Origin of the sequence: Gemmata sp. SH-PL17 (genome assembly GCF_001610855.1) — a bacterium.
Classification (GTDB): Bacteria; Planctomycetota; Planctomycetia; order Gemmatales; family Gemmataceae; genus Gemmata; species Gemmata massiliana.
The window spans coordinates 5,130,419-5,156,229 of the sequence record NZ_CP011271.1; the positions used below are offsets into that span (position 1 = coordinate 5,130,419).

Here is a 25,811-nt window from a genome sequence, read left to right on the forward strand (position 1 = left end):
CCGCGATTGACCGAAATCAACCCAACCTCGGAGCCTCATGCGCCCCAACTTCGAGCCGTTCGCGTTGTGTCTCGTGTTTCCGCTATTAACCGGGTGCGGGGGCGCTGATGGCCCACCCGCAACGTTGCTTACCGAGCCACCGAACGTGATTTCGTTTTCGTCGGTCAGCGTACCGTCCAACCCGAGCCAAGTGCGCGCGGCGGACTACAGCATCCTGTTTGTCGGCAACAGTCACACGTCCGGCCACAACTTGCCGGGGTTGGTCAGCGAAATGATCCGGTTCCGCAAGCCCGGCAAAACGACCTACGCGCACGTACTCAGCGTCGGGTTCCTCGAAGACGTGGAGCACAACCCGAGCTACCGCGAGGAGATCGAATCGCGCCCGTGGAAGTTCGTTGTGCTCCAGGCGCAGAAAATCAGCACGAGCGGTACGCACGAGTACTCGCGCAACGAGGGCATCGACCTCGCGAAACGGGCGAAAAAGCACGGCGCGAACGTGTTCTTCTTCTCGGAGTGGGGGCTCAAGGACAAACCCGGCGACGGCCCCCGCCAGGAGAAGGTGTACGCGGAAATGGCCCGCGCCGCGGGCGTGAACCTCGCCGGGGTCGGGCGCGCGTGGGACATCGCACTTTCCGAGCGCCCGAACCTGACCCTGTACGAAGCGGACGGCAACCACCAGTCCCCGGTCGGCGCGTTCCTGACGGCCGCGTTTTTGTGCGGGAAAATCACCGGAGAGTGCCCCGAAGCCCTCGGCACGTTCCCCGACGCGACGCTGGGCGAGGCCGACCGAAAATTCCTCGCACAGTGCGCGGCAAAAGCGGTTAAAATACCGTAGCCCGAAAGGACACGTCCGCCGCGGCAACGACCGCGAGAAACACAAGACGCAACGTAACTTTCGCGGTTTGCAGTTGCCAACGAGTCCCGGGACCGCACCCCCGGCCCAAAAATTAGCAGCCAAGTGCCCCGATTTTTTGGGAGCAAAACGGAATTCGGCGCAATCGCGGTTAAATGCGGTCCCGCGGCCAGCGAACAATCTGGTATCAACGGCAGGAACCCGGTGTTCGGGACGGCCGGCCGGCACTTTCAACGTGAGGGTCTGCGATGCTCAAAAAGATGGTGATTCTGGCTGCAGTCGGCTTCGCCGCCGTGAGCGTGATCGGCGCCAAAGACATCCGGTCGCACTTCTCGAAAATCCGCTCAGACATCCGTGCGGAAATCCGTGAGGCTCGCGAAGAAGCGAAAAACAATGTTCCTCCTGAAGAGGAGATCGCGCGCCTCAAGAAGGAAGTGACCCTGCTCGACAAAGACATCCGGACGCTGGTGAACCACCTCGCCAAAGAACGGGTAGAAGTGAACCAGCTCAAGGACAATGTTGACGGGATGGTCGCGAAACAGAGCCGCGACAAGGAACTGCTCAGCGTCCGTGCAGACGCGATCAAGAAGGCCGAAGGGCAAGTCGTCTTCGGCGAACGCAAGATCAGCGTCGCCGCGGCTAAGGCGGAACTGGAAGAAGGTGTGAAGCGGTACGGTACCAACCAAAAATCGCTGGACGCACACGAATCGCTGCTCGCCAACCGTATCAAAGTGCGTGACACCCTGGAAAAGCAGCTCGAAACGATGAAGAACCAGAAGTCCGAGCTGTCTAACCAAGTGGACGCGATGGAGGCCGAACTCGCGGTGCTGAAGCTCCAACAAATGGAAAGTAAGTACCAAACCGACGACACCCGGCTGGCTAAGATCAAGGAAGACATGCAGAAGCTGAAGACGCGGGTCGAAGTGGAGCGCGAGAAGCTCAAGCTCCTGCCGGCCGCCCTCGATGAGGCCCCCGCGATCGGCAGCAACGGCAGCAAGAGCGTGGACGACATCATGGCCCCGCTGACCGCCCCGGCCAAAAAGCCGGAAACCAAGACCGACAGCAAGCTGCCGATGGTCGACTAACCCGGAGCGAGCGTGACAACCCGAGCACCCCGGTCTAACCGACCGGGGTGTTTTTCGTTTCTCCAAGTTGTCCAAAGAGTTACCGGTCGGGCGCTGAATGATCTGGTACACTACACACTGTTGTCCGTGTCACCCGCGATGCTTGGTCCCATGCCCGCATCCCCGTGGTTGGTGCTGCGTCAGACTCAGGAAGCGGTCGCCGCCGGCCGCCCGGACGAGGCGCACCGGCTCCTGGAGCCGCTCATCGCCGAGGGGCACCGGAAGGCGCACAGGGTCGCCCGCGAAGTCGTTAAGGCGTACCTCGCGCGGGCACACAAGGCACTCGACCAGCACAACCCCGACACTGCCTGGCGCGACCTGATCGCGGCCGAATCGCTCAACACGGGCGAGCGGGCCGTGACGGAACTGCGGCACGCGCTCGCGCGCCTGTCCGTCGTTCAAGCAAAGGCGATGCTCGAAGCCGGGCGCCCCATCGACACCATCGATCAAATCACCAAGATCCGCGACCGCGGCGTGCGCCACCCGGACCTCGAACGCCTCGAAACGGCCGCGCAGGATTGGGTCCAGGCGGCCGAGCTCGCCGATCGCGGCGAGTTCCTGCGGGCCGCGGCCGAACTCGAACGCATCGGTCCCAAGCTCCCCTGCCCCGCGACCGGACTCGACCGGTTCCGCGGTGAAGTTGAGAACCGGCACGCCCGGTTCCGCGAAGCGGTCGCGCGTTTACTCGATGCCGCCGAAGCGAAGCACTGGCGCGAGGCGGTCGCGGTCGCGGCGGAGGTGCTCGCGGTCGCGCCAGACCACCGCGAAGCGAAGGCCGTTCGCGGCAAGGCGTGGGTGGTCGCGACCCCGGAAACGGCGGATTTCGTTGCTTCGTTTCCACCTCCGCCCGCGACCAACGGCGCCGTCAGTGCTCGGGCGCGGAGCGCTTCGGCGGTCAGCGGCGCGCGCGAAACAAGATGGGACTCCGTTCGCCCGCCCGCGATTCCCGAACACGCCCTCTCTCGTGCGAGCAACGGAAGTGCCGCATCGCTCTCGTCCACCGGCGGAGCCGCGCTCCCGAAACGGTTCCTGCTGTGGGTCGACGGAGTAGGCGGCTACCTCGTGTGTCTGTCGAGCCGCGTCACGTTCGGGCAAGCGACCGCCGACGGCCCGGTAGACGTTCCACTGTTCGCGGACGTGTCGCGCACGCACGCCGAACTGACGCGCGACCCGGAGGGGTATGTCATCGAGTCCGGGCGCGGTATCCGCGTGAATGGAGCCGAGACGAAGCGCGCGGTTCTGTCCACGAACGACCGCGTCACGCTCGGCGCGAGCTGCCAGTTCCTGTTCCACCGGCCCGTCGCGGTCAGTTCTTCGGTGCGCCTGGAACTGACGAGCGGCCACCGGTTGCCCGTCGCGGTGGACGGCGTGCTCCTCATGGGCAACGAACTGATTCTGGGGCCAGAACCCGACGCTCACATCCCGCTTAAAGTACCTGCCCCGGTGCTGATCTACCGCTCGCGCGAGGGGCTGAGCGTGCGCATTCCCGATTGCCGCTTCACTATCGACGACCAGCCCCACACCGACCGCGCGACTCTTCCACTTCCCGGTGTCGTCTCGTGCGACGCTTTCACGTTCGCAGTCGAACCCGTCAGCGGGCGGCTGTAAGGTCATTTCTCCCGATTAATCAAGCGAAAACCTAACCGACTACAATCCACTGCGGTAGTAATTGCTAACCCTGCACCTTTCTCCAGATTGCATCTCAGTGAACAAACGGCTACAACCAATTCCTTCGGTTTCGCGTACATTGGGCGAATAAGCACTGTGGCACTCGTTCGCGAGTGCCACCGGTGCTACTTTTTCTCCACTTCTGCCGAGAAGTCCCAGAAACCGAGGCGCGTTTCGCTCTCGCCGTTGGGTTCCGCAACGACCAGCAGCGGGCGCGTCGGGTGAAATGCAAATACCGCTGTTGCCATCTTCCAAGTCTTCAATTTGCGCCCTGTGGATGTATCCCAAATGGCGAGTACGTTCGTTTCGGTCATGGCTAACAACCGACCGTCGGAACTGAATACAGCCTGGCTCCAACTGGGCTCGCCCTCAAGAGCCGCAACGGACTTTCCGGTCAGAATATCAACGATGAATGCTTGGTAGGGTGATTGGTCGGATCCGTGAAAAACGACGAGCCGGTTGCCGTCCGGAGAGAACGTGCACGGCAGCAACATCGTATCGCGCTTGGCGTCCACTTTGCCCGGCAGGGCAAACGCACTCAACTCGGGCTTGTCTCGATTATCAAGGTCATACACGCGCACGCTCGATTTGTTTGGCGCCATAAACGCCAAGCGCTTGCCATTGGGCGACAGGGCGCAGGGAACCCGAGGGATCGTCGCGAGCGGTTTCCCCGCTTTACCGGTCGCCGTATCCACTTCGATCACGTCCAGCGTTTTGGGCGCCTCGCCCGTACCTGGTTCGTTCGTCATCGCACGGAATGTCTTCCCATTCGAGTCAAAGATGTATGTGCCGTCCACATGCGCACCGTCGAAGCTCACTGTTCGCAATTTTGCTTTATTTTGGAGTGACGGTATGGAGTTGACCGGGCTCACTTCGGCCTTCTCTGGATCCCAATACACCAATTGGTGAAGCCCACTGAGGAGATGACGTTCGCGTCGATCGGTGATGAGTTGCTTCCCATCGGGAGTGAACCCGACGACGGAACCGTTCCGTGGCATTGCTGTGCGGACAATATTCTCCGGGTCCGACTTGCCTGTGTACTTCACGAGGACAAATGCCGGCTGAAACCAAGCGTTCCCGTCCGGTTGCACACGTATTGCGCCGGCAACTGCAAGCCGGTCTCCCGATGGAGCCCAAATCACCCGTTCGGGATTGGTGATAGGCAGATCCCAGCCGGCAATAATGCGCGGCGCGGTCGCGAGTGCGGGGAGGGCTTTCTGCTCGCCCTGTGGCAGCGTTACTACCTCCGTCTTCGCCGTGGCCGGAGGTTTCGGCGGGTCGGCGGGCGGCGCGGCGATTGGGTTCGCGGCGATTACTGCTCCTGTGATTGCCACAACCGTGACCAGCCCGAACACGAGTGTCTTGCGCACAACGAGTCCTCTTTTGGTGAGTTCGGCCAGTGGGCCGGGGATCGTGCCACTCGAAGCGTAATCAGCCACCAGTTCGCACGTTTTTCTGAGCAACTCAATTGGAACCGCGGTCGCGCCCTGCGTTTCCGCAACCGCGATCGGAAGTACGGAAACCGAGAGCGCGATGCCGCGCTTCGTGAGCCGGGCCGCGAGTTTCTTGCGCCCGTTCGCCAGCCGGCTCGATAGCGTCCCTTCGGGAACCCCCAGGGCCGTGGCCGCTTCTTCGCGCGATGCCCCGCGCAGGTCGCACAGGATGATCGCTTCCCGGTAGCACTCCGGTAGCGCAGCGAGTTCCTCGTCGAGAATCGGTCCCAGTTCCGGTCTTTCCGGGGAAGGTCGTGGCGCGTGCGGTTCGGGCAGTTTGGACACCAGAACCTCCCGCACGCGCCGTCGGAGTGCGGCGCGCCGGGCGCGCCACGAAACCCGAAACGCGACACCGTACAGCCAGCTCCACAGTCGCACGTCGCTCCGCAGCGTAACGGCCTTCTGCGCGAGCACGAGGAACGTGGCCTGGAATGCGTCCTCGGCGTCCTGCGGGTTCCGGGTCACGCGCCGGCACACGCCCAGAACCAGTGCCCCGTGTCGGCGCACCAGTTCCTCGAACGCAACGGCACTCTTTGTGAGAACGAACTGTGTGAGCAACTCAACGTCCGGCGCGCTGGGGTGCTCTAACTGACGCAAGATTTCTGCCGGTCGCGCCGCGCTCATCCGTCCCCTCCGACCCGAATATTCCCCGCTCGCGCCGAGCGCGTCGCGCAAAAATCCCGAGAACGCGGACGATAATACCCGGTCGTTTTGCGCGAATGTTCGCGGACGGGTAAGTTCGGCACCTTCGTTGTGTATCTGAAAGTGGGTGCTGAGACGTCGGCGAGAGGGGTTAAGGTCCGGTTAAAACGACGTGGGGCTTATGCGCAACGTGTTCGCCGGCCGAAGCGTGCGATAGCACGGCCCGAGATTCATATACCTCATAGAGTGCGCATGCCCGCACGACCCGACTCGCCGTCACTTTAACTACACGCGCTTTCACAAGTGCGCGCTGGCGTTCTACTCCCCGGGGAGCTATCGTCAAACAAGCTCCCGAACGCCCAGACTGTGGGAACTTTACCGTTGCGTTGGCCCGGCCGCGGAGCAAGAGCCTGTGTTCGCATTCCCGACCGATAACGATCCCGACTCGCCGGCGCCGGACCCGTCCGCGCAGCCCGAGCGCGGCGACTCGCCCCCGGTCGATCCGAATAACGAGTCCCAGCACCAGGAAACCCAGCGCCTCAACATCCAGCCCGGGCTTCCCGAACCGGACAACATTCTGGCCGATCTGATCGCGGCCTTCGGGGAGCGGTACGAACTGGGGAGCAAACTCGGTCAGGGCGGGTTCGGTGCAGTCTACCGCGGGTTCGACCGGTCGCTGAGCCGGGCCGTTGCGGTCAAAGTGGCCCGCGTCGAGCGGACGAAAGCGGGCGACGTCGGACAGCTCCTGCTCGAAGCCCGGCAGCTCGCGCAGTTACGGCACCCGGGCATTGTCACGGTTCACGACGCGGGGACGGGCGGGCAGCGGTGCTTCATCGTTTCCGAACTCCTCACCGGTCCGACACTAGCCGCGTGGTTGCGGGACCACCGCCCAACCTGGGCGGCCGCTCTGGAATTCGCCGCGGCCATCGCCGACGCTCTGGCGCACGCCCACACCCGCAGCATCGTTCACCGGGACGTCAAACCCTCGAACGTCGTTCTGCTCGATGGGTCGCGTCCGGTACTGGTCGATTTCGGGATCGCGCTCTCGGACACCACGGTCACGGGGTCCCGGGGCGTGGTCATAGGCACCCCCGAATATATGTCGCCGGAGCAGGCCCGGGGGCAAGCTCACCGGCCCGACGGCCGGACCGACATTTACAGCCTCGGGGTCATGCTCTACGAGATGCTCTGCGGGCGCCCGCCGTTCCGCGGGGACGATCCGTGGCTGATCCTGCGCCAGGTTCAGGAAGACGACCCGCAGCCGCCGCGCCAGCTCCGCCCCGACCTCCCGCTGGACGTCGAGAAGATCGTTCTCAAGGCGATGGCGAAGCTCGCCGCCGACCGGTACACGACCGCGTCCGACTTCGCAACCGACTTGCGGCGCGCGCTGCATCGCACGGAACAGTCCTCGACCACCGCACGCCCGATCCGCACGCCGATGAGCGGCGGGCACTCGACCAACTTGCTGAACGTTCCGCCCGCTGAAAAAGACACGGACCGGGGGCGCCCGACCGATTCCGTCCCGACCGGGCCGACGCGCCCGATGCGCGGGGCCGAGCGCCGGCACCTCACCGTTTTGTACAGCGAGTTTGAACCGTCCGGCGACCCGGACGACGTCGACGACGCGCACGAGCGCTTCCTGGCGTTCCAGGCGGCGTGCCGGGAGTGCGTGGGGCAATTCAGTGGGCTCGAACTGCCGACCACCGGAACCGCGTTCCTGGCGTGCTTCGGGTACCCCGTCGCCCGCGAAGACTCTGCGCGCCTTGCGGCCCGCGCCGGCCTCGCGATCGCGACCGGGGCGCCGGCCAACGTCGGCGGGACGGTCCGGGTCGCGGTCCACACCGGTCCCGCGGTCGTCACGGAGTCCGCGAGCGGGCAACCGGCGGTTGTGGGGGACGTGGTCAGTGCGGTCACGCGCTTCGTTCCGTTCGGTACCCCGGGCGGTATTATCCTGAGCGGGGCCGCCAAGCGCCTCGTCGAAGGGTACTTCGAGTGCGAACCCGCGGGCGAGACGCAAGTTCGCGCGGGTGGCCCGCTCACACCCCTGTTCCGGGCAACCAGCGAGCGGTCCGCGTACAACCGGGTCGAAGCGGCCGATCCCGCCCGACTCACGCCACTCGTTGGCCGGGACCGCGAAGTCGAACTGCTCCAGGAGCGATGGGAACTGGTGCTCGAAGGCATCGGTCACGTGGTACTCCTCGTGGCCGATCCGGGGCTGGGTAAGTCGCGCCTCGTGCGGGTGATCCGGGACCACGTGCGCGGGTCCGAACCACAGCACGATAGCGACCACTTCGGTGCGGACGGTTCGGCCATCGTCTGGTACTGCTCGCCGCACCACGAGGGCAGCCCGTTCTACCCGGTAATCGATTCCTTCACTCGAACTTTTGGGCTGGCCCGCGAACCGAACCCCGCGCTCCGACTCGAACTACTCATCGCCCGGCTCCGCGAGGACGGTGTAACCGACCCCGAGCGCGTCGCGCTGTTCGCCTCGGCGCTCTCGATCCCGTTCGCCGGCCGGCTCCCGGAACTGAACTACAGCCCGGACCGCCAGCGCGAACTCTTCCGCGCCGCGGTGCTCGACTGGCTCCGCGACCGGGCCGTTCGGCGCCCGGTGCTGTTCGTGGTGGAAGACCTGCACTGGATCGACCCCTCGACCGAAGAATTGCTCAAAGAGTTCATCGAGCGGTGGCACGAAGTGCCCATCCTCGCGGTGTTCACCACGCGCCCCGAGTACGAGCCGCCGTGGAGGGGGAAGACGAACCAGACCGCGGTCGCGCTGACGCGCCTGACGAAGCGGCAAATCGGCGAAATGATGCGCGGCGCGACCGGGAAGGACGACATCCCGCCCGCGGTGGTTTCGCAGGTGGCCGAGCGCACCGACGGGGTTCCGCTGTTCGTTGAAGAGTTCGCGCGCCTGCTCGCCGAGGGCGGGAACTGGACGACCGGGCTGATCCCCGCCACGCTCCAGGATCTCCTACTGGCCCGGCTCGACCGCATGGCCAGCGACCGGGACGTGATCCAGTTCGGCGCCGCGATCGGGCGCACGTTCTCTTACGAGACGCTCCGCGCAGCCGGCGAATGGGACGAGCCCGCGCTCCGTGGCGAGTTGGAAAAACTGGTTCGCGCCGGGGTGCTTTTTGCGAAGGGCGCACCACCCCAAGACACCTACACGTTCAAGCACGCGCTCATTCAGGACGCAGCGTATCACTCGCTGGTGCGGAAGCGACGCCAGCAAGTTCACCACCGAATCGCCGAGGCCATCGAACAGACCCTGCCCGACACGGCGGAAACCGAACCGGAACTACTGGCCCACCACTACACGGAAGCAGGTCGGGTCGAAACCGGCCTCGACTATTGGACAAAGGCCGGGAACCGTGCCCGAGAACGGTCGGCCTACGCCGAATCGATCCGCCACCTCACGCGCGGACTTGGGCTGCTCATCGATCTCCCGAGCGGCCCGGAACGCGACGCGCGCGAGTTCGGGCTGCGGCTCCCACTCAGTTCGTGTTTCCTGGCCACGTTCGGGTACGCGGCCCCGGAAGTGGAAACCGAGATCATTCGCGCCCGGGGGCTGTGCGAGCGCCTCGGCCCGGCGTTCCCGCTCTTTGACGTGATGATGGTGTCCTGGGCACTGCGCTTCATCCGCGGCCGGAACGCGGTTGCCCAAGAGATTTGCGACGAACTCTTGTCCCTGGCCGACGTTCGGGACGACGGGTGCCGGACCGAAGCGCACTGGGCGTGGGGGTGTACCGCGTGGTGGGCCGGCGACTTTACGGGCGCCCTGGAGCACCTCACGCTGTCGGCGGAACTGTACCGGCCCGAAGCCGCGGCCGAGCACGCGAAATTCACCCAGCAGAACTCTGGCCCGCTGACCACGTCCTACGCGGGACTGTCGCTCTGGATGCTCGGTCGGCCTGATTCCGCGCGCCAAAAAGCGAACGAGGCACTGGCCCTCGCGGAGCAGTTGCGTCACCCATTCACCCAAACCGTGACCATCTGGCAAACCGGGCTGATGTTGCAACTCGGCGGCGATTCTGTTGCGGCGCTGGCTGAAGCCGAGAGATCCCTCGCGATCGCCCGGGAGCAGTCGTTCGCCTTCTGGATCGCACTGGCGACGTCGTTGAAGGGTGCGGCGCTCGCACAACTCGGCCGGCCCACCGAAGCGATTCCGCTGCTCCGCGAGGGGCTCCGTGCGGTTGAGGCGACCGGGTGCGAGATGGTTCACCAGCACTTCCTCGGGTGCCTGGCCGAAGCGTACTGGGACGCGAACCTGCGAGACGAAGCACGGAACGCGCTCAACCGGGCGTTCGAGCTGACCGTGCGTGACCGGGAGCGGTACATCGAGTCAGAACTGTACCGGCGCAAGGCCGCGTTCCTCCTCGGTGAATCGCCCGCGAACGTCGACCAAGCCACCGAGTGCCTCGAAACCGCGCTGCGCATCGCGCGCGACCAGCGGGCCAAGTTCTTCGAGCTGCGTGCGGCCGTCGCTCTCGGGGGCGTATGGCAGGCCGCGGGGCGCGCGGACGAGGCCCGCGGACTGGTCCAACCGGTCCTCGATTCGTTCACCGAAGGGACCGACGCCCTCGACCTCGTGCGGGCACGCGAGTTCCTCGCACAACTAAACTAACTGACGTTCCAACAGCGAATCGAGAGGCCCGCCGATGAAAGCGGCTTGGGACAAATTCAAACTCTGGTTCTGGGGGAAGTTCTTCATCTTCCTCATTGCCCTGGGGTCGGGTTCGCAGCGCCGGCGAATGTCGCACAACAACGGGATCGCCGGGCGCGGAAAGTTACGGATCGTCACCAATCCACAGTTCCCGGAAACCGAGTTCTTCGAGCCGGGGCGCGAGTTCACGATCCGCTTGCGGCACGCGAGTTCGGGGTACATGGACGACGCCATGAGCCCCGTGCGCAGCGCGACCATCAAGTTCGCCGACACGCGATTCAAGAGCCCGCTCGACATCCAGATGAACACGGGCCGGCACTGTTTCTTCTGGAACGCCGCGAGCTTCCTCGAATTCGCCTTCGACCGCGACGAGCACGCGGGCGTCGAGTACATCAAGTACCACACCAAGTACGCCGACGGGCGCAAGTCGGCCGCCGACGCCCAGATCAAGGTGCCCGCGTCGTTCTCCACCATGTACTACCACAGCCACACCCCGTTCGCGTGGAAGGCGAAGGACGGGAAGGCGCGGTACGTCCGGTTCCGGTTGATCCCCGGTGACCGCGCGCCGGAACAGCCGCCGCCGAACCCGGCGTGGGTGGCCCAGGTGCGCGACGACCCGGCCCTCGCCCCCATTGCGGCCGATCAGCGCGCAGTGCCCGGCGAAACGCGAGACGTGAACTACCTGAAGAACGAGTGGGCCGCGCTCGTGGGGAGCGGGCCGGTTCACTACGTCCTGCAAGTGCAGTTCCACGAAGTGAAACCGGACGATCCGGACGTGATCCGCAACCCGCTCGAACCGTGGGACGAATCGACGCACCCGTACACGGACCTGGCGACGGTGGAAATCACCGAATTACTCTCGCACAAACAGCAGGACCAGATGGCGTTTGAAGTCACGAACATGCCCCCGAGCATGGACTTCCTGCCCGCGACGTCCGTTCACGATTACAACTCGCTCAACTACATGCGCCGACAGGCGATTTGGGCGATCCGCGCCCGCTGGCTGTTCGCGATGATGCTCGGCGTTCAGAAGCCGATCGCTGACGGCGACATGTCCGTGCGCAACCGGCGCCTGCCGGGAACGTGACGCGAGATCGGGTGAAGAGTTAGGTGAGGATCTCGGTGATCGGGCGCCCGCGTTCGAGGTCCAGGCGCTTCCGCCCCGGCACTTCGAGGCACTGGGGGTCCAATCCGAGTTGGTGCAAAACGGTCGCGTGGAGATCCGTCACGTAGTGACGGTTCTCCGTGGCGTGGAAGCCGAGTTCGTCGGTCGCGCCGTGGGTGATCCCGCCCTTAACGCCCCCACCGGCCAACCACGCCGAGAACCCGTAGATGTGGTGGTCGCGCCCGCGCAGTTCCTCCGGATCGTTCTCCCCGTCCGGGCGCGCCTCGACGTTCGGGGTACGCCCGAACTCGGTGGCCCAAACGACGAGCGTACTGTCGAGCATCCCCCGCTGTTTCAGATCCTTCAATAGCCCACTGATCGGACGGTCCACTTCTCGGCACCGCTCGCTCGTGTTCTTCCGCAAGTCCTGGTGCGAGTCCCACAACCCGTTCTCGTCCTCGGCCGATCCTCCGTGGTAAATCTGCACGAAGCGGACGCCTTTCTCCACCAGCTTCCGGGCCACGAGGCACTGCCGGCCCAACGGTGCGGTGATGGGGTCGTCCAACCCGTAGAGCGCCTTCGTTTTTTCGGCCTCGTCGGTCAGCTTCACCAGCTCGGGGAGCGCGGTCTGCATCCGGAACGCGAGTTCATAAGACTTGATCCGCGCCCGGAGCGCGGGATCGGCCGGGTACTCCACTTCCGTCAAGCGGTTCAGATCGTTCACCAACTCGAACTCGGCTTTTTGTGCTTCGCGGGTCAGTCCCGCTCCCTGTGGCGGGTACGGCACCGCGCGGTCCGGTTCGACGTCGATCGGCACGCCGTCGTGTTCCGGTCCCAAATAACTCGCTTGGTGCGACAGGCGCCCGCCGCCGAAGTCACTTGGGGGCCGACCCATCACGACGAACTCGGGCAAGTTCCGGTTGAGGGTACCCAGACCGTAATGTGCCCACGACCCCAGGCTCGGTTCGCGGCCGTCGATGAGGAGGCGCCCGGTGTGCGTGAGTGATTGCGCGGTGTGGTTGAAGTCGGTTGTCCACAAGGAACGCACCACTGCCAGATCGTCCACGCAGTCCCCGATGCGCGGGAGCCAATCGCAGACCTCGGTTCCGCACTGGCCACGCTTCCGGAACCCGATCTGCGGGCGCAGGATTTTCGTTTCGAGCCGCGCGGCCCCCGCGAACATGCGGAAGTTCTTGGCCACTTTGGGGTCTTGGACGACGTTCTTGAACGGCGTTTCGGCGATCGTCTTGCCCGCGAACTTGGTCAACACGGGCTTCGGATCGAAGGTTTCGATGTGGCTCGCCCCGCCGACCATGAACAGCCAGATCACGCTCTTGGCGCGCGCTTTGATCGACTCCGCGCTGGCTCCAGCGGGTATCTCCTTCGCTGCGCCGCCCTCAAAGAGCACGGCGGAGAGCGCGGTACCCGTGAACCCCATCCCGAGGTCGGCGAGGAACCGCCTCCGCCCGATTCGGGAACCAAAGCCGGCGCGGAGATCTTGTGAAGTCATTGGGGCCAAGCTCCGTGCTCAGCGAATGGTGATGAAATCGTTGTGGTTCAACAGCGCGTGAACGAGGTATTCGCGTGCGTGCTTGGCCGCATCAACCGCGGGCGCGACGGGCGGGAGCGATTTGACCGTACCCAAAACGAGTGGCAGCCCCGGTCCCTGTTTCGGGGCCTCGGTCGCACTCGACGCGACCGTGGGGACGGCAGGAAGCGGCGTTAATCGAGACGGATCGGCCAGGAGCGCGTCTTGTCGCACGAGGAAGGTTTCACACGCTTCAATTTCCGATGCCGAAGGCGCGCGCCCCAAAATGTGCTCGAACGCGACCGCCACAAACGTAGTCGAATCGGGTGCGTTGACTTCGAGCCGCCGGGCGATCCGGCGCGCCTGGTTCCAAGAAAACTCGCTGTTCTCCAGTGCCAGCGCTTGCTGCGGAACGATGCTCTGTTCGCGCCGGTAGCACTCCTCCACACCCGGCGCATCGAAGGCCGTCAGGAACTCCATTTTGTCTTCGCGCGAGTACCGGTAGTACAGGCTGCGTCGGCCCGTGTCAGTCCCGCGAACGGGATCAATTGGCGGCCCTCCGACCGTGGGGTCGAGCACCCCAGCCAAAGAGAGGAGCGAGTCGCGCACCACTTCGGCTTCCATCCGGCGCGTGTTCGCTCGCCAGTAGAACCGGTTGTCCGGGTCCACGGTCAGGTTCCCCGCGGTCGCGTCGCGGGTCGAGGAGTTCATCCGGTACGCGGCCGAAGTCACGATCAGCCGGTGGAGGTGCTTCATACTCCATCCGTGGTTCATGAACTCGACCGCGAGCCAGTCGAGGAGCTGCTGTTGCGCGGGCGGGGCCGTTCGCGTTCCGAAATCGGTCACGTTATCGACCAGCGGACGCCCGAAGTGACGCGCCCAAATGTGATTCACCGCAACCCGTGCCGTGAGCGGATTGTTGCGATCGACAATCCACCGCGCGAGCGCGAGTCGGCGCCCCGTGCTCCCCGTCGCCGCGGGCACCACAGCAGGCGTCGTGCCCAGCGCCGGTGGAATCCCCGGCTCCATTCGGGCCGATTTATCCGGCGTCCTCACGTCCCCGCGGACGAATAGCCACGTGGGTTCGCCGGGCTTGGCGTCGTATGCGCGGGCCAGTTGAGCCGCCGGTCCCGTTTCGCCTGCCACCGGGTCCGTGCGGATGTCGTGCGGCTCGAAATAGGCCCGGAACCGGTAGTAGTCCTTCTGGCTGATCGGGTCGAACTTGTGGTCGTGGCACCGCGCACAACCGATCGACAGCCCCAGAAACGCTTTGCCGGTATGCTCGACCGTGCTACTGAGCCAGATGTTGCGGTCGAGCTTGAACCAGTTCCGAACCAAGAAGCCGGTCGCGGCGAGCGCTTGCGGATCTTCGGGGGTCAGCTCGTCCCCCGCGAGCATCTCCAGCACCATCCGGTCGTACCCCTGATCCGCGTTGAGCGCCCGCACGATCCAGTCGCGCCAGCGCCAGAGGTGCGCGCTGCTCCACCAAATGTCAGCCTTCGCCTTCCTACCGTCCGCGTCGGAGTAGCGCCACACGTCCATCCAGTGCCGGCCCCAGCGCTCGCCGTAACGCGGGTCGGCGAGGAGACGCGCGACCACCTTCTCGTATGCTCCTTCGGAGGTGTCCGCCAGGAATGCTGAGAGTTCCTCCCGGGTCGGCGGAAGGCCAATGAGGTCGATGTAGACGCGGCGCAACAGAACCGCACGCGGCGCGGGCGAGTTGGGAGCCAGTCCGTGCTGTTCGCGACCGACGGCGAGAAAAGCGTCGATCGGGTGCTCTGTGGAACCCGAACTCGAACTGACTGGCACGGGTGGCGCCACCGGCGCACGAAACGCCCAGTGGCTATTTCCCGTGTTAGATGGGGCTACTTCCGATTCTTTCTCGGTCGGGGTCGGTGCCCCGAGGTCGATCCACTTTTTAATGAGCGCGATCTGTTCGGCACTGAGCGGTTCCCCGGTCGGCGGCATTTGAGTGCCGTCCTCCGTGTTGCTCAGGACGGTCACAAGCGGGCTGTTGGCCCCGTCATGGGGAATGATGATCCCGCCGCTATCCCCGCCCTTTCGGATGCCCGCAACCGTGTCCAACCGCAGACCGGCTTTGCTCTTGGTCGGTCCGTGGCACTGGTAACAGCGTGCTTCCAGAATGGGCTTAATATGGCGGACGTAGTCGACAGTTGTTTCAGCTTGTGGCTGTGGTTTCTTCGCCCGGCGCGACTTCTTCGGAGAACGTGCGGTGGCGTAAGCGACTACGGCCAAAACGAGAACCAGCGACGCGAGCGCGAGGTACCGGCGTTTCGGGCGCACTCTCATACCGTTCCTCACCACTCCGTGCATCGGGCACCGGGCGATCGCGCCCAGTAACCCGGTTCCCGCCACTCGCCTCCAACTCCGGAAGAGCAGCGACGGTTTAGCAAACTTGGGAACGGTGGGGAAGGCCGAATCCGACGCGGCGTTCATCCGCGGATTCGGTGCAGTTTTGCGTGAGAAATTGAGGGAGGAGTCACAAAGGTGGCGGAATTAACCCGGATCACGCCGTGACGACGTTCACCGGAACGCGGATCGCGTCAAACGAGATCTCCTTCCCGCTCCGTAAAAGGGCCGCCGTCGTGAGTTTGACCAGGAGTTCCTCGTGAGTACGCCCGATCGCAACCAAGCCGTTCACGAGCGCGAGGCTATTCAGATACGGGTTCGGGTTCACTTCCAGAACGTAGAAGTTGCCGTCCGCGTCCATGCGCACGTCAATGCGGGCATAGTCGCGGCACTGGAGCGCGCGGAACGAGCGCTGCGCGATGACCGAGAGCCGGGCGAAATCGTCGGCCGGGATCGTGACCGGCGCACGCAGCGGCGCGGACTGGTACTCGTCGCTGTGCTCGTCCCACTTGGCGATGAACGTATATACGGCCCACTTCCCCGGCCGGTCGTTCTTGAATGCGATCTCGGCGAGCGGCAAAACGAGCGGCGGGGCGTTCGGCGCGGCCCCCGGGTCTTCGATCATGTTCACGTGGAACTCGCGTCCGGACACGTAGCGCTCCACGAGTGCAGGAGGCCCGTAGGTCGCCAACACGTGCGCCACGCGGTCTTCGAGTTGCGCCTGGGACGTGACCACACTCTCCTGATTGATGCCGACGCTCGCGTCCTGGTACGCGGGCTTCACGATCGCGGGCCACGGGTGGACCCAGAGAGGGACCGGCAGCGCATCAATGATCGCGTAATCCGGCGTCGGGATTCCGGTCGCGGCGAGGATGTGCTTGGTCCGGATCTTGTCGCGCCCGAGTGCCAGCGCGGGCGACGGGCACCCGGTAAACGGCACGTTCAGCCATTCGAGTAGTGCAGCAACCGACACTTCCGTCGAGGTCTGGGTGGCGATGCCCTCAAACAGGTTGAACACCGCGTCGGGGCGCGCCTTCTTGAGCACGTCGAGGAGCGGTTGCGGGTCGTAGTTGATGCCGAGCTTGGTGGTCTCGAACCCCGCGGCCTTGAGCACCTTGAACGTGTCGTTGACGGTGTCGAGGATGTCGTGCTCGGACCCGGCGTCCGGGTGATCGGCCGGGAGCACGGGTTCGTTGTAGAGGATGAGTACGGAAGGCGCGGTCATGGCGGAACTCGAACCCGTGCGCCCGGCGCACCGTGCCGGGAATGCCGTCTTTATCGTCCGGGCGCAGCGGCCATCGGAGATGTTCCTGCGAATCTAGCTGTGCGAGGGAAAGCGCACCAGACGAAAAGCCGCACGAACCGCACAACCGGATAGGATTCCGGCTCCGCGTGGCACACGATCTCACCACGCGGAGCCGGCAAATCGCGATATCACTCCCGCTGTGCATTGCAAACCAGCAACGGTTGAGCGCCCGCGAAACGCAGCATCATGCCTTCCGCGGAACAATCACGTCCTTCCCGACCCACGGGCGCAGCACTTCGGGGATCACCACCGAGCCGTCGGCCTGCTGGTAGTTCTCCAGGATCGCGACCAGCGCCCGGGTACACGCGACCGCGGTGCCGTTCAGCGTGTGAACGAACCGCGTGCCCTTGAACCCCTTGCCCTTGTAGCGGATGTTGAGGCGCCGGGACTGGAAGTCGGTGCAGTTCGAGGTGCTGGTGACTTCGCCGTAAGCACCGCCGTCGCCGCGGCCGGGCATCCACGCTTCGAGGTCGTACTTGCGGTATGCAGGTCCGCCGAGGTCGCCGGTCGCGGTGTCGATCACGTGGAACGCCAATCCCAGCCCGGTGAAGATCTTTTCTTCGAGTTCGCGGATCTCCTGGTGGATCGCGTCGCTGTTCTCCGGGGTGCAGAACGCGAACATTTCCACCTTCGTGAACTGGTGGACGCGGTACAGCCCGCGGGTGTCGCGCCCGGCGGCTCCGGCCTCGGTGCGGAAGCAGTGCGACAGCCCAACGTAGCGCTTCGGCAACTCGGACTCGTCGAAGACCTTGCCCATGTGCATCCCGCCGAGCGTGATCTCGGCGGTCCCCACGAGGCACAGGTCCGTGTCGGCAACGGTGTAGACCTGGCGCGTTTCCGGGTTCGGGTCGCGCGGCATGAAGCCGATGCCTTCCAGAACCGTAACGCGGGCCAAGTCCGGCGTGATGACGGGGGTGTAACCGGCTTTCACCGCGGTCTGCATTGCGTACTGCACGAGCGCGACTTCGAGCAGCGCGGCCTCGTTCTTCAGGAAGTAGAACTTCTGGCCCGCGACGGTGGTTCCGGCTTCAAAATCGGCGAGATCGAGCGATTCGCAGAGCGCGACGTGATCTTTGGACTTGAAGTCGAACTTGCGCGGCTCGCCGAACTGCGATACGACCTTGTTCGCCGCCTCGCCCCCGACCGGTGCGTCGGGGTGCGTCATGTTCGGGATCTGGTACAGGTTCAGCAGCAGGTCGCCTTCGATGATCTTCAGTTCGTCGTCGATCGCCCCTACTTCCTTGTCGATAGCCGCCGCTTGGTCCTTCAGCGCTTGCTTCGCTTCGGGCGTCTTGGCTTGTGGGAACTGTGCGCTGATTGCGTTCTTCTTCGCCGCCGTTTCACCGCGCTTTTGGGACAGCTTCTTGCGTTCCGCCTCGAACGCGACCACGCGCTCCACGGGAACCTCGGACACGCCGCGGTTCTTGCAGTTGGCTTTGACCGCATCCACATTGTTGGCGATGAAACCGGCGTCGAGCATGATTGAGGTTCCGTAGAGCGGACCGTGCCCGCCCGAAACGAATAACGGCGGGCCGCGCCCACCCAACAAGATATGCGGGAACCGCTCCGGGTTCACCAGATGGGCTGTTGACCAAGCATCCGGCGGATCATCGCGATCTGCCCGCAGTGGATCATTTCGTGTAGCGGGGCGTAACGCAGCGCCGCGATCCGCGTGTGGAACAGCGGGTGCGGTTTCAGCGGCGGCAAATCGAGGTCCGCGTCCGGGTAACTCGCCAACTCTTCCAGCACGCGAGTGTGGACGCGGTCGTAAACCGCGCGAATTTCTTCGACGGTGAAGCCGGTCACAGCCGCGGGGAGCGATTCGCGGCTGAACACTTTGAGGAACCCGTCCGGGATCAGCACCTCGTCTTCCGCCGTGCGCGGGCGGAGCCGTTCGAGGCAGAGCCGGTACTCGGACGACGCCGTGTGCCCGACCTGCCACGCCATGTGCGACACGCTACCGGCCGGGACCGCGAACCAGTCCGCGAGCGGAACCGTGTCGACGCGCTCGCGCGTGTAGCGCCGGGCGAAGTCGATCTGTTCGAGCGCCTCCGACAGACGAGACATGGCCTGGAATCCTGCGAGTGCCCCGGCGAAACGCGATCGGGGCGAATTCCTTGCGAACCCCGCCCGCAAGGGCGGTGGGCTAGTCTGGAGACGACCCGCCGCCCTTGCGGGCGGGGTTCACGACTGTCACGCGCGCTGTTCGAGCGGAATGTACTTCACGTCCGTCTTGCCGACGGAGATCTGCTCCGGGCGGAAGATGCGGTTGCCGACGAGTTGCTCCGTCCAGTGCGCGAGCCACCCGGAGACGCGGGCGATGGCGAAGATCGGCGTGAACACGTCGGTCGGGATGCCGAGCGACTGGTACACCACGCCGGAGTAGAAGTCGACGTTCGGGTAGATGCCCTTCGGCCCGTAGATCCCGGCGCAGATGCGCTCCACTTCAAGGGCCGTTTCGTAAGCCTTCGGCCGGCTCGTTTCGGCGAACACGTGCTCCGCGATCTCCTGGAGCACGGTCGCGCGGGCGTCCTTCACCTTGTACACGCGGTGCCCCAGCCCCATCACCTTGTACTTCGGGTCCGCGGCGCGCTTGGCCTCGATCCACGGCTTCACCTTTTCGGGTCCGCCGATCTCCTCGAACTGGCGCAGCGCCTCTTCGTTCGCCCCGCCGTGCAGCGGCCCGGACAGCGACCCGATCGCGGACGCGATCGTCTGGTACGGCGACGCCAGCGTGGAGCCGGTGACGCGGGCGGTGAACGTGCTCGCGTTCATCTGGTGTTCGGCGTGCAGGATCAGGCACGCATCGAGCACCTTGCGGGTGGCCGGCGACGGTTCCTTGCCGAAGAGCATGTAGTAGAAGTTGGCGGCGTGATCGAGGTCGCTGCGCGGGTCGATGATCTCCTCGCCCCGGCGCGTGCGGGCGAACGCCGCGACGACCGTCGGCATGGCCGCGATCAGCCGGCACGAGGCGTCCCAGTTCTTCGCGGGGTCGGTGACCGTGTGACACGGGTAGAACATACCCAGGGCCGCGACGCTCGCGTGCAGCGCGTCCATCGGGTGCCCGTCAGCGGGCATGCACTTGATGAGGTCTTTGAGCCGGAAGTGAATGGCCCGGCGCTGGCGCAGGTCGTGGTCGAACTCGGCGAGCTGCTTCTGAGTGGGCAGGTCGCCCTTGATGAGCAACCACGAGACTTCCTCGAAGCTGCTCTCCTTCGCGAGCACTTCGACCGGGATGCCGCGGTACTCCAATACCGCTTTCTTACCGTCGAGGAAACTGACCGCGGATTTCGCGGCCGGAACGTCCTCAAGTCCCGGTTTGTATTCGATTTCGGTGCTCATGACGGTCTCGATTCGCGGCGGGTGGGATGCGTATTGGGAATGTTATGGCGGGCGGGGGTCAGGGGTCAGGGGCGAGGGCGGGCGGAAAAAAGGGAAGCCGGTCCGAGCGAACGCTCGGACCGGCCGCATCGTGGCCTCCGTTATCTTACTTTTTCGGGGTGATTTTGATATTCCGAAACGCCACCGGGCCGTGGTCCCCCTGGAACATCACGGGACCGGTTGCGCGCTCTTTGCCGGTCAAGCCACCCGGCGTTTGCTGCTTCACCTCGACGTTTTCGTGAAGAACCGTGTCGTTGAGCGTGACTTTGACGAACTTCGCGTTCGCGGTCTTCTTGTCGCCCTCGAACTTCGGCGCCCGGAACTCGATCACAAACTTCTGCCACTCGCCGGGCTTCTTCGCGACGTTCTTTTTGGGCGCCGCGGTGCTGTAGAGGGAGCCCAAATCTCCCTGCGTGAGTTTGTCGTCCGGCTTGCCGTAACTGTCGAGGATCTGCACCTCGTACTCGCCCATCAGGTAGATGCCGGAATTCGACCCCTTCGGCACCATGAATTCGAGTTCGAGCGCGATGTCACCGAACTCCGCTTCGGTGTAAATGTCCGTGCCGCTCTTCATGTTCACCAGCAGCACGTCCTTGATGAGCGTGTTGGACGCGCCCGTGTGAACGAACTGCGACGGGTTCTTCGAGTCGAGATCCACCGCGCCGAGCGCGAGAACTTCCCACTTGTTGCTTTTTTCGTCCTTGAGCTTCCAGCCCTTCAGGTCTTTGCCGTTGAACGGCTCAATGGGCTTGGGATCGGCCGCGTGCGAACCCGGAACGAGCGCCAGCACCACCGCGAGAACGGGAACGAATGCACGGAACATGTCGCACCTTGCGAGAGAGGTGATTCGGGCGAGAAACGCGAAAGCGATGGTAACCGTCCGACCGTGAAATAGCGAGCGACTGGCGCCTCGAATTGGGAGCCGATGCCGAGACAAGGCTCAAAAGAAATCGACGAGTGACCACGTGACTGTCGCGCCAGTCCGACATGAAACGCGGGTCGCCCGCCGACTCGATTGAAAGGGCCGATGATCCCGGTGCTACTATGAGATAGACCTCGATGCGCTCAAATCGGTGAAGCGGCGTGTTGTTACCTGAAAGTTCCTGTTTGCGCGAAACCTGCCTGAAACGGCACATCCGAAGCCTTGCGCGAATTGCCCCTGCGAACGAGGCTCATCGACCATCGTAGCTCTGTCGCGCGACAAACTGTTGAACGCGCGACGTTTACGAAGCACAAACGCAGTGCATTAGGGCACCTCAACACCCGCTGGCGGTGGCCGTTCCGAGTCGTTTGTCGGAATTCGTGAAAAAATATCGCACTTTGCGCAAGAAATTGATGACGGGTCGAGGGAGGCCCCTTGCGATGTCCGGGACGATTTCCAAGACCGTGACGGGATGGGTGGCCCGGTTGACTGCCTCAAATCCAGAGGCGGAAGCCGAGTTGCTGCACCGGTACGCCACGACCGGCGATCAGGAGGCGTTCGCCACCCTGACCGAGCGGTTCGCGCCCCTCGTTTGGGGCGTGTGCAGCCGCTCGTTGCGCCAATCCCAGGACGCCGAAGACGCCTTCCAAGCGACGTTTCTCGCCCTCGCTAAGCAGGCCGACGGCCTGACCGGTCGGGGACCGCTCGCGCCCTGGCTCCATCAGGTCGCGCGCCGCTCGGCCGCACTCGTGTACCGCCAGAACCAGCGACGGCGGGAGGTTTCCGTGGGCGAGACACCCGCCGTTGCAGCACCCGTTATTGCCGACCCCGAACTCGTGACCGCGCTCGACGAAGAAATCGGTCGGTTGCCGGAGAAGTACCGGCGCCCGGTCGTTCTGTGCCACTTGCAGCAACAGACTTACGCCGAAGCCGCCAAAGCACTCGGGTGCTCGGTCCCGACGATCTGCCGGCGGGTCACGCAGGGGTGCGAACTGCTCCGCGACCGACTGTCGCGTCGGGGACTGGTTCCGGCCGCGGGGCTGGCGGTGCTGTTCACGGCCCTGATCCAACCGGCTTCGGCGATGCCGCCCGGGTTGGTCGCGCGAACTGTTCAGGCGGTGACGAGCGGGTTCGTGGGTGGTTCGTCGGTCGTTGCCGACACCGTGCTCGCGTCGATGCGGTGGGGGCGCACGGTCAAGTACGTGGCCGTATTGTCCGCGATCGCGTTGGCCGGAGCCGTCGGCGCCGGGCTGACTGCTCGCGCGACCGTTCCGAACGCAGTTTCGCCTGCGATTGAAACGCCCGTCGTCACGCTGAGTCCGATCGGTCCGCGGCTCGACCGGCTCGGTGACCCGCTCCCGGATGGAGCGGTCGCTCGTATCGGGACGCTTCGGATGCGAGGGGAGGGCGGCGGAGCGGGTGACGTCGTCTTTCTGCCAGGGGGCAGCACTGTTGCTTCGGTCCACGGCCGCTCGGTCGTTTCGGTCTGGGACATCGACACCGGCAAAGAACTTCACCGGTTAGCGGCCCCGGTACGCAGTCATCAACTGTCGCTCGATCCGGACGGTCGAATTCTGGCCGTCTGTGGAACGGACGAAGTGCGGCTGCTGAACGTCGCGAACCCGGCCGCCGCAACGACGCTGTGGTCGTGGACTTCAAAAGTGGGTACCGGTTGGCGCGTAACGGCTGTGGCGTTCGCTCCGGACGGCCGAACCATAGCTGTCGGTGATGCCGCGTCGAAGGTCGTGCGCCTGTTCGACGTCGCAACAGGTCGGGAACTCCAAACACTTACCGGCGGTGTGGTTCACGGGTTGGCGTTCAGTCCGGACGGGAAGGTGCTGGGCGGTTTGGGCGCGGGCCGCGTGACGAACGGCATCGGTGACGGTTATCGGTTACTGCTGTGGGATCTGGCAACCGGCCTACCGCGAAAGACGCCTTCGGCCGCGACCGGTCCCATTCGACGGTTCGCGTTCATCGGCGGAAGCGTGGTTGTTACCGATGCCCGGGGCGAGCGCCAGGCAAGGCTCTTCGATCTGGAAACCGGCCGCGAAACCGGGCACTGGACGGACCGCGGGCTGCATTCGATTCTCGCACCGACCCCGGACGGGACCGCACTCGCGGAACTGGCTGGCGGCAAGGTCACGGTCCGGGATTCGGTGACGGGCAATGCGGTTCGAGCGAGTGGAGCAATTAGCGAACTGGCGATCGTGGACCGGCAGGTCGACATCTTCGGCTGGCGGTTCTCGCGCGACGGGCGGTTCTTTGCTGCGGTCGCGCGGGGCGGACAGGTGTGGATCTGGGACGTGGTGGCCGGGCGACAAGCCGGGCCACACGGTCGCATCCACGGTGCGGTGCAATCACTGGCGTTCTCACCGGATGGGGGCACGCTCACCACACTGCACGGGACTGCGGGGCGATCGTGGGCGGTCGGTTCGGGGGTACCGGCCGCCCCGCTCGCCGGGAACGATGAGGGCGAAGTCGCGGCGCGCGAGGTCGTATTCCCGGACGCGACCGGGCCGACCGTGATTCAGTTCCCGACGCCGGCCGATCGCACGCTGCGGGCCACGACGTGGGATGTGGGGAGCGGGGTCGCGGCCGACCGGGTGCCGATTCCCGCCGACGTGTGGCAAACCGGCGCGGCGAACGGGGCCGCGTCTCCGGACGGGCGGTGGATCGCGTGGGGCACTCCGACCGTGGTTACGCTTGTCAACCGAGCGACTGGACAGGAGGCGCGCCGGTTGATCCCAGCACACACCAACCCCGCCGTTCTCCAGTTCTCGGCCGACGGCGGCACGCTACTCCGGCTTCCGTTCGGTAAAAACGCGGTCGAGGTGTGGGATACAGAAACCGGGACACACCGGGCCACCGTCCCCCTGCTCCCCAAGTACCGGGACCGTAACTCACTGCACGTCGTCAAGTTGTCGGCAGACGGGCGGTGGCTGGCATCGGCCGGGAAGGACGCGGACGGCTCCCAATCCCTGATCGTGACCGAGGTGAATACCGAGAAAGGCTACCGACTGCCCACTCCTCCGGGAGCAGGACCGCTGCACGCGCTGGCCTTCTCACCCAACGGCCGCCTGCTGGCCGCAGCCGCCGAGGACGGTTCTTTACGGGTGTGGGATCTGGCAAACGGAAAAGAACTGCGTGCGTACCGGGGGCATAAAGGGCGGGCGCTGGCCGTCCTGTTCTCGCCGGACGGTACCCGGATCGCGTCGGGCGGGTTCGATGGGACCGGGTTGATCTGGATCGCTCCGACTCCGACCGACGTTCGCACCACACGCAGTACAGACGAAGTGTGGCGCGATCTCACCAGCGTCGACCCCGCGGCGGCCCACCGAGCGACGTTCGAGGCAGCCATTCCTGCGATGGTACCGGTGATCGCGCAGCAGCTCCGCACGGAAACCGGCCCGTCCGCAACACGGGCAGTCGTGGCCCTCGAACGAGTCGGCTCACCGGCCGCCAAAACCGTGCTTGAAGAATTGGCCGCGCGAACCGACGGCAACATCCCAAGTCGAGACGCGGCGGCCGCGCTGCGCCGACTCCTTGTGCGATGAGAGCAGCAATGACGACGTGTACCGAGAGCACCCACCCCGTGGCCGATTCGTAACCGCGAACGGCCAGTAGTTGCTGGGTCCGTTTTATCTCCCCGGACCCGGGTTTTAGATCGTTTAGTCCGACGAAGCCTTCCATCCCGGCGGCCACCCGCCCGGGCCTGGGAACTATTTATCCTTACGGAGAGGTTGCTGTGCCAAAGTTCATTCCGGTCCGCCGCACCCGGCTCTCGTCACCGGGCGCGTTCACGCTGATCGAGTTGCTCGTCGTGATCGCGATTATCGCGATTCTCATCGGGCTCCTCCTGCCCGCGGTGCAGAAGGTGCGCGAGGCCGCCGCGCGCATCAAGTGCTCCAACAACATGAAGCAGATCGGGCTCGCGTTCCACAACCACCACTCGGCGATGGAAGGGTTCCCGGTTTCGACGATGCAGAAGACCGTGACCGGGTACTCGGGAACGGTCATCGTGAACTGGCCGGTGCAGATCCTCCCGTACCTGGAGCAGGAAGCGATCCGCTCCCAGTGGAACTTCGACCGCGGGTACTCCGACGACGTGAACGCCACGCTCAACAAGAACAAAGTTTCGACGTTCCAGTGCCCGTCGGGTCAGTCGGACCGGCTCGACCCGCTGTACAACACCGGCGCGGCAATGGACTACGCCTCCCCGTCCCGAATGTCCGCGGTGATGACGAACGCGGCCCCGGCCGGCTACGGCCTCCCCGCCCCGCCGTCCGGCGTGTTCGACGGGTGCCTCGCGAACTCGCAGGGGATCAACTACAAGGGTGCGCCCAAGTACAACCGGTTGCTCCAGTTCCAGGACGGCTCGTCGAACACGATCATGCTCTACGAACTCACCGCGCGCCCGGACTACTACACCGGCCGGTCCGTGTATCTGGCGAACAACCTCGGCGGCATCGGCTGGGCGGCTCAGCAAGCGACTCAACCCCGCGGGACCAACCCGGACGGCAAATGGACCGGGTTCCCGACGGTCAGCAAGGCGTTCGGGCCGAACATGATTAATGTCAACAACTACATCGGCATGTACTCCCTCCACACCGGCGGGCTGAACGTGGCCATGTGCGACGGATCGGTGCGCTACTTGCGCGACGGCATTACCGCCCCCGAAATGATGGCCCTCATCACCCGGGCCGGGGGCGACTTCGCCACGATCGACTAACCACCCGAGTACCGAGTTGCGTCT

At 64.8% G+C, this 25,811-nt stretch carries 15 protein-coding genes; 7 read left to right on the forward strand and 8 right to left on the reverse strand.

Annotated elements, in window-relative coordinates:
- Positions 1–145 precede the first annotated feature (145 nt).
- From VT84_RS21110 to VT84_RS21120, 3 genes are all read left to right on the forward strand, one after another.
- A complete protein-coding gene (locus VT84_RS21110; protein WP_157469681.1) occupies positions 146–835 on the forward strand; it encodes a hypothetical protein in 690 nt (229 codons plus the stop codon).
- A 266-nt stretch (positions 836–1,101) separates the two neighbouring features.
- The gene (locus VT84_RS21115; RefSeq protein ID WP_052560872.1) at positions 1,102–1,938 is read left to right on the forward strand and encodes a hypothetical protein; all 837 of its coding nucleotides are present in this window, start codon (positions 1,102–1,104) and stop codon (positions 1,936–1,938) included.
- Between the two features lie 150 nt (positions 1,939–2,088).
- On the forward strand, positions 2,089–3,585 hold the full coding sequence (locus tag VT84_RS21120; protein WP_082840900.1) for an FHA domain-containing protein: 1,497 nt from the start codon (positions 2,089–2,091) through the stop codon (positions 3,583–3,585).
- Positions 3,586–3,770: 185 nt separating this feature from the next.
- Here VT84_RS21120 and VT84_RS21125 read toward each other — a convergent pair whose 3' ends face one another.
- Positions 3,771–5,762: a sigma-70 family RNA polymerase sigma factor gene (locus tag VT84_RS21125; protein ID WP_082840901.1), complete on the reverse strand. Its 1,992-nt coding sequence runs from the start codon at positions 5,760–5,762 to the stop codon at positions 3,771–3,773.
- A 430-nt stretch (positions 5,763–6,192) separates the two neighbouring features.
- On the opposite strand from VT84_RS21125, the gene VT84_RS21130 reads away from it, so the two are divergent.
- Both VT84_RS21130 and VT84_RS21135 read left to right on the forward strand, forming a co-directional pair.
- A complete protein-coding gene (locus VT84_RS21130) occupies positions 6,193–10,407 on the forward strand; it encodes a protein kinase domain-containing protein (RefSeq protein WP_082840902.1) in 4,215 nt (1,404 codons plus the stop codon).
- Between the two features lie 34 nt (positions 10,408–10,441).
- Positions 10,442–11,533, forward strand: a complete 1,092-nt coding sequence (locus tag VT84_RS21135) for a hypothetical protein (RefSeq protein ID WP_082840903.1) — start codon at positions 10,442–10,444, stop codon at positions 11,531–11,533.
- A 19-nt stretch (positions 11,534–11,552) separates the two neighbouring features.
- Here the strand turns inward: VT84_RS21135 and VT84_RS21140 are convergent, their stop codons facing one another.
- From VT84_RS21140 to VT84_RS21170, 7 genes are all read right to left on the reverse strand, one after another.
- Entirely contained in the window at positions 11,553–13,061 is a 1,509-nt protein-coding gene (locus VT84_RS21140) for a DUF1501 domain-containing protein (RefSeq protein WP_082840904.1), read from the reverse strand.
- Between the two features lie 18 nt (positions 13,062–13,079).
- Complete coding sequence (locus VT84_RS21145) at positions 13,080–15,389, reverse strand: PSD1 and planctomycete cytochrome C domain-containing protein (protein ID WP_162271792.1); 2,310 nt, start codon at positions 15,387–15,389, stop codon at positions 13,080–13,082.
- Between the two features lie 217 nt (positions 15,390–15,606).
- The gene (locus VT84_RS21150) at positions 15,607–16,674 is read right to left on the reverse strand and encodes a hypothetical protein (RefSeq protein ID WP_082840906.1); all 1,068 of its coding nucleotides are present in this window, start codon (positions 16,672–16,674) and stop codon (positions 15,607–15,609) included.
- 265 nt (positions 16,675–16,939) lie between these two features.
- A complete protein-coding gene (gene serS, locus VT84_RS21155) occupies positions 16,940–18,235 on the reverse strand; it encodes a serine--tRNA ligase (protein ID WP_082840907.1) in 1,296 nt (431 codons plus the stop codon).
- Between the two features lie 92 nt (positions 18,236–18,327).
- A complete protein-coding gene (locus VT84_RS21160; RefSeq protein ID WP_082840908.1) occupies positions 18,328–18,822 on the reverse strand; it encodes a DinB family protein in 495 nt (164 codons plus the stop codon).
- Between the two features lie 126 nt (positions 18,823–18,948).
- Complete coding sequence (locus tag VT84_RS21165; protein WP_082840909.1) at positions 18,949–20,097, reverse strand: citrate synthase; 1,149 nt, start codon at positions 20,095–20,097, stop codon at positions 18,949–18,951.
- Between the two features lie 145 nt (positions 20,098–20,242).
- Positions 20,243–20,959 (reverse strand): DUF1080 domain-containing protein, encoded by a 717-nt coding sequence (locus VT84_RS21170; RefSeq protein ID WP_052560883.1) that lies wholly within the window; start codon positions 20,957–20,959, stop codon positions 20,243–20,245.
- A gap of 539 nt (positions 20,960–21,498) precedes the next feature.
- Here VT84_RS21170 and VT84_RS21175 point away from each other — a divergent pair.
- Complete coding sequence (locus VT84_RS21175) at positions 21,499–24,612, forward strand: sigma-70 family RNA polymerase sigma factor (protein WP_162271793.1); 3,114 nt, start codon at positions 21,499–21,501, stop codon at positions 24,610–24,612.
- 191 nt (positions 24,613–24,803) lie between these two features.
- Positions 24,804–25,787: a DUF1559 domain-containing protein gene (locus VT84_RS21180; RefSeq protein WP_052560885.1), complete on the forward strand. Its 984-nt coding sequence runs from the start codon at positions 24,804–24,806 to the stop codon at positions 25,785–25,787.
- The last annotated feature ends 24 nt before the right edge of the window (positions 25,788–25,811 follow it).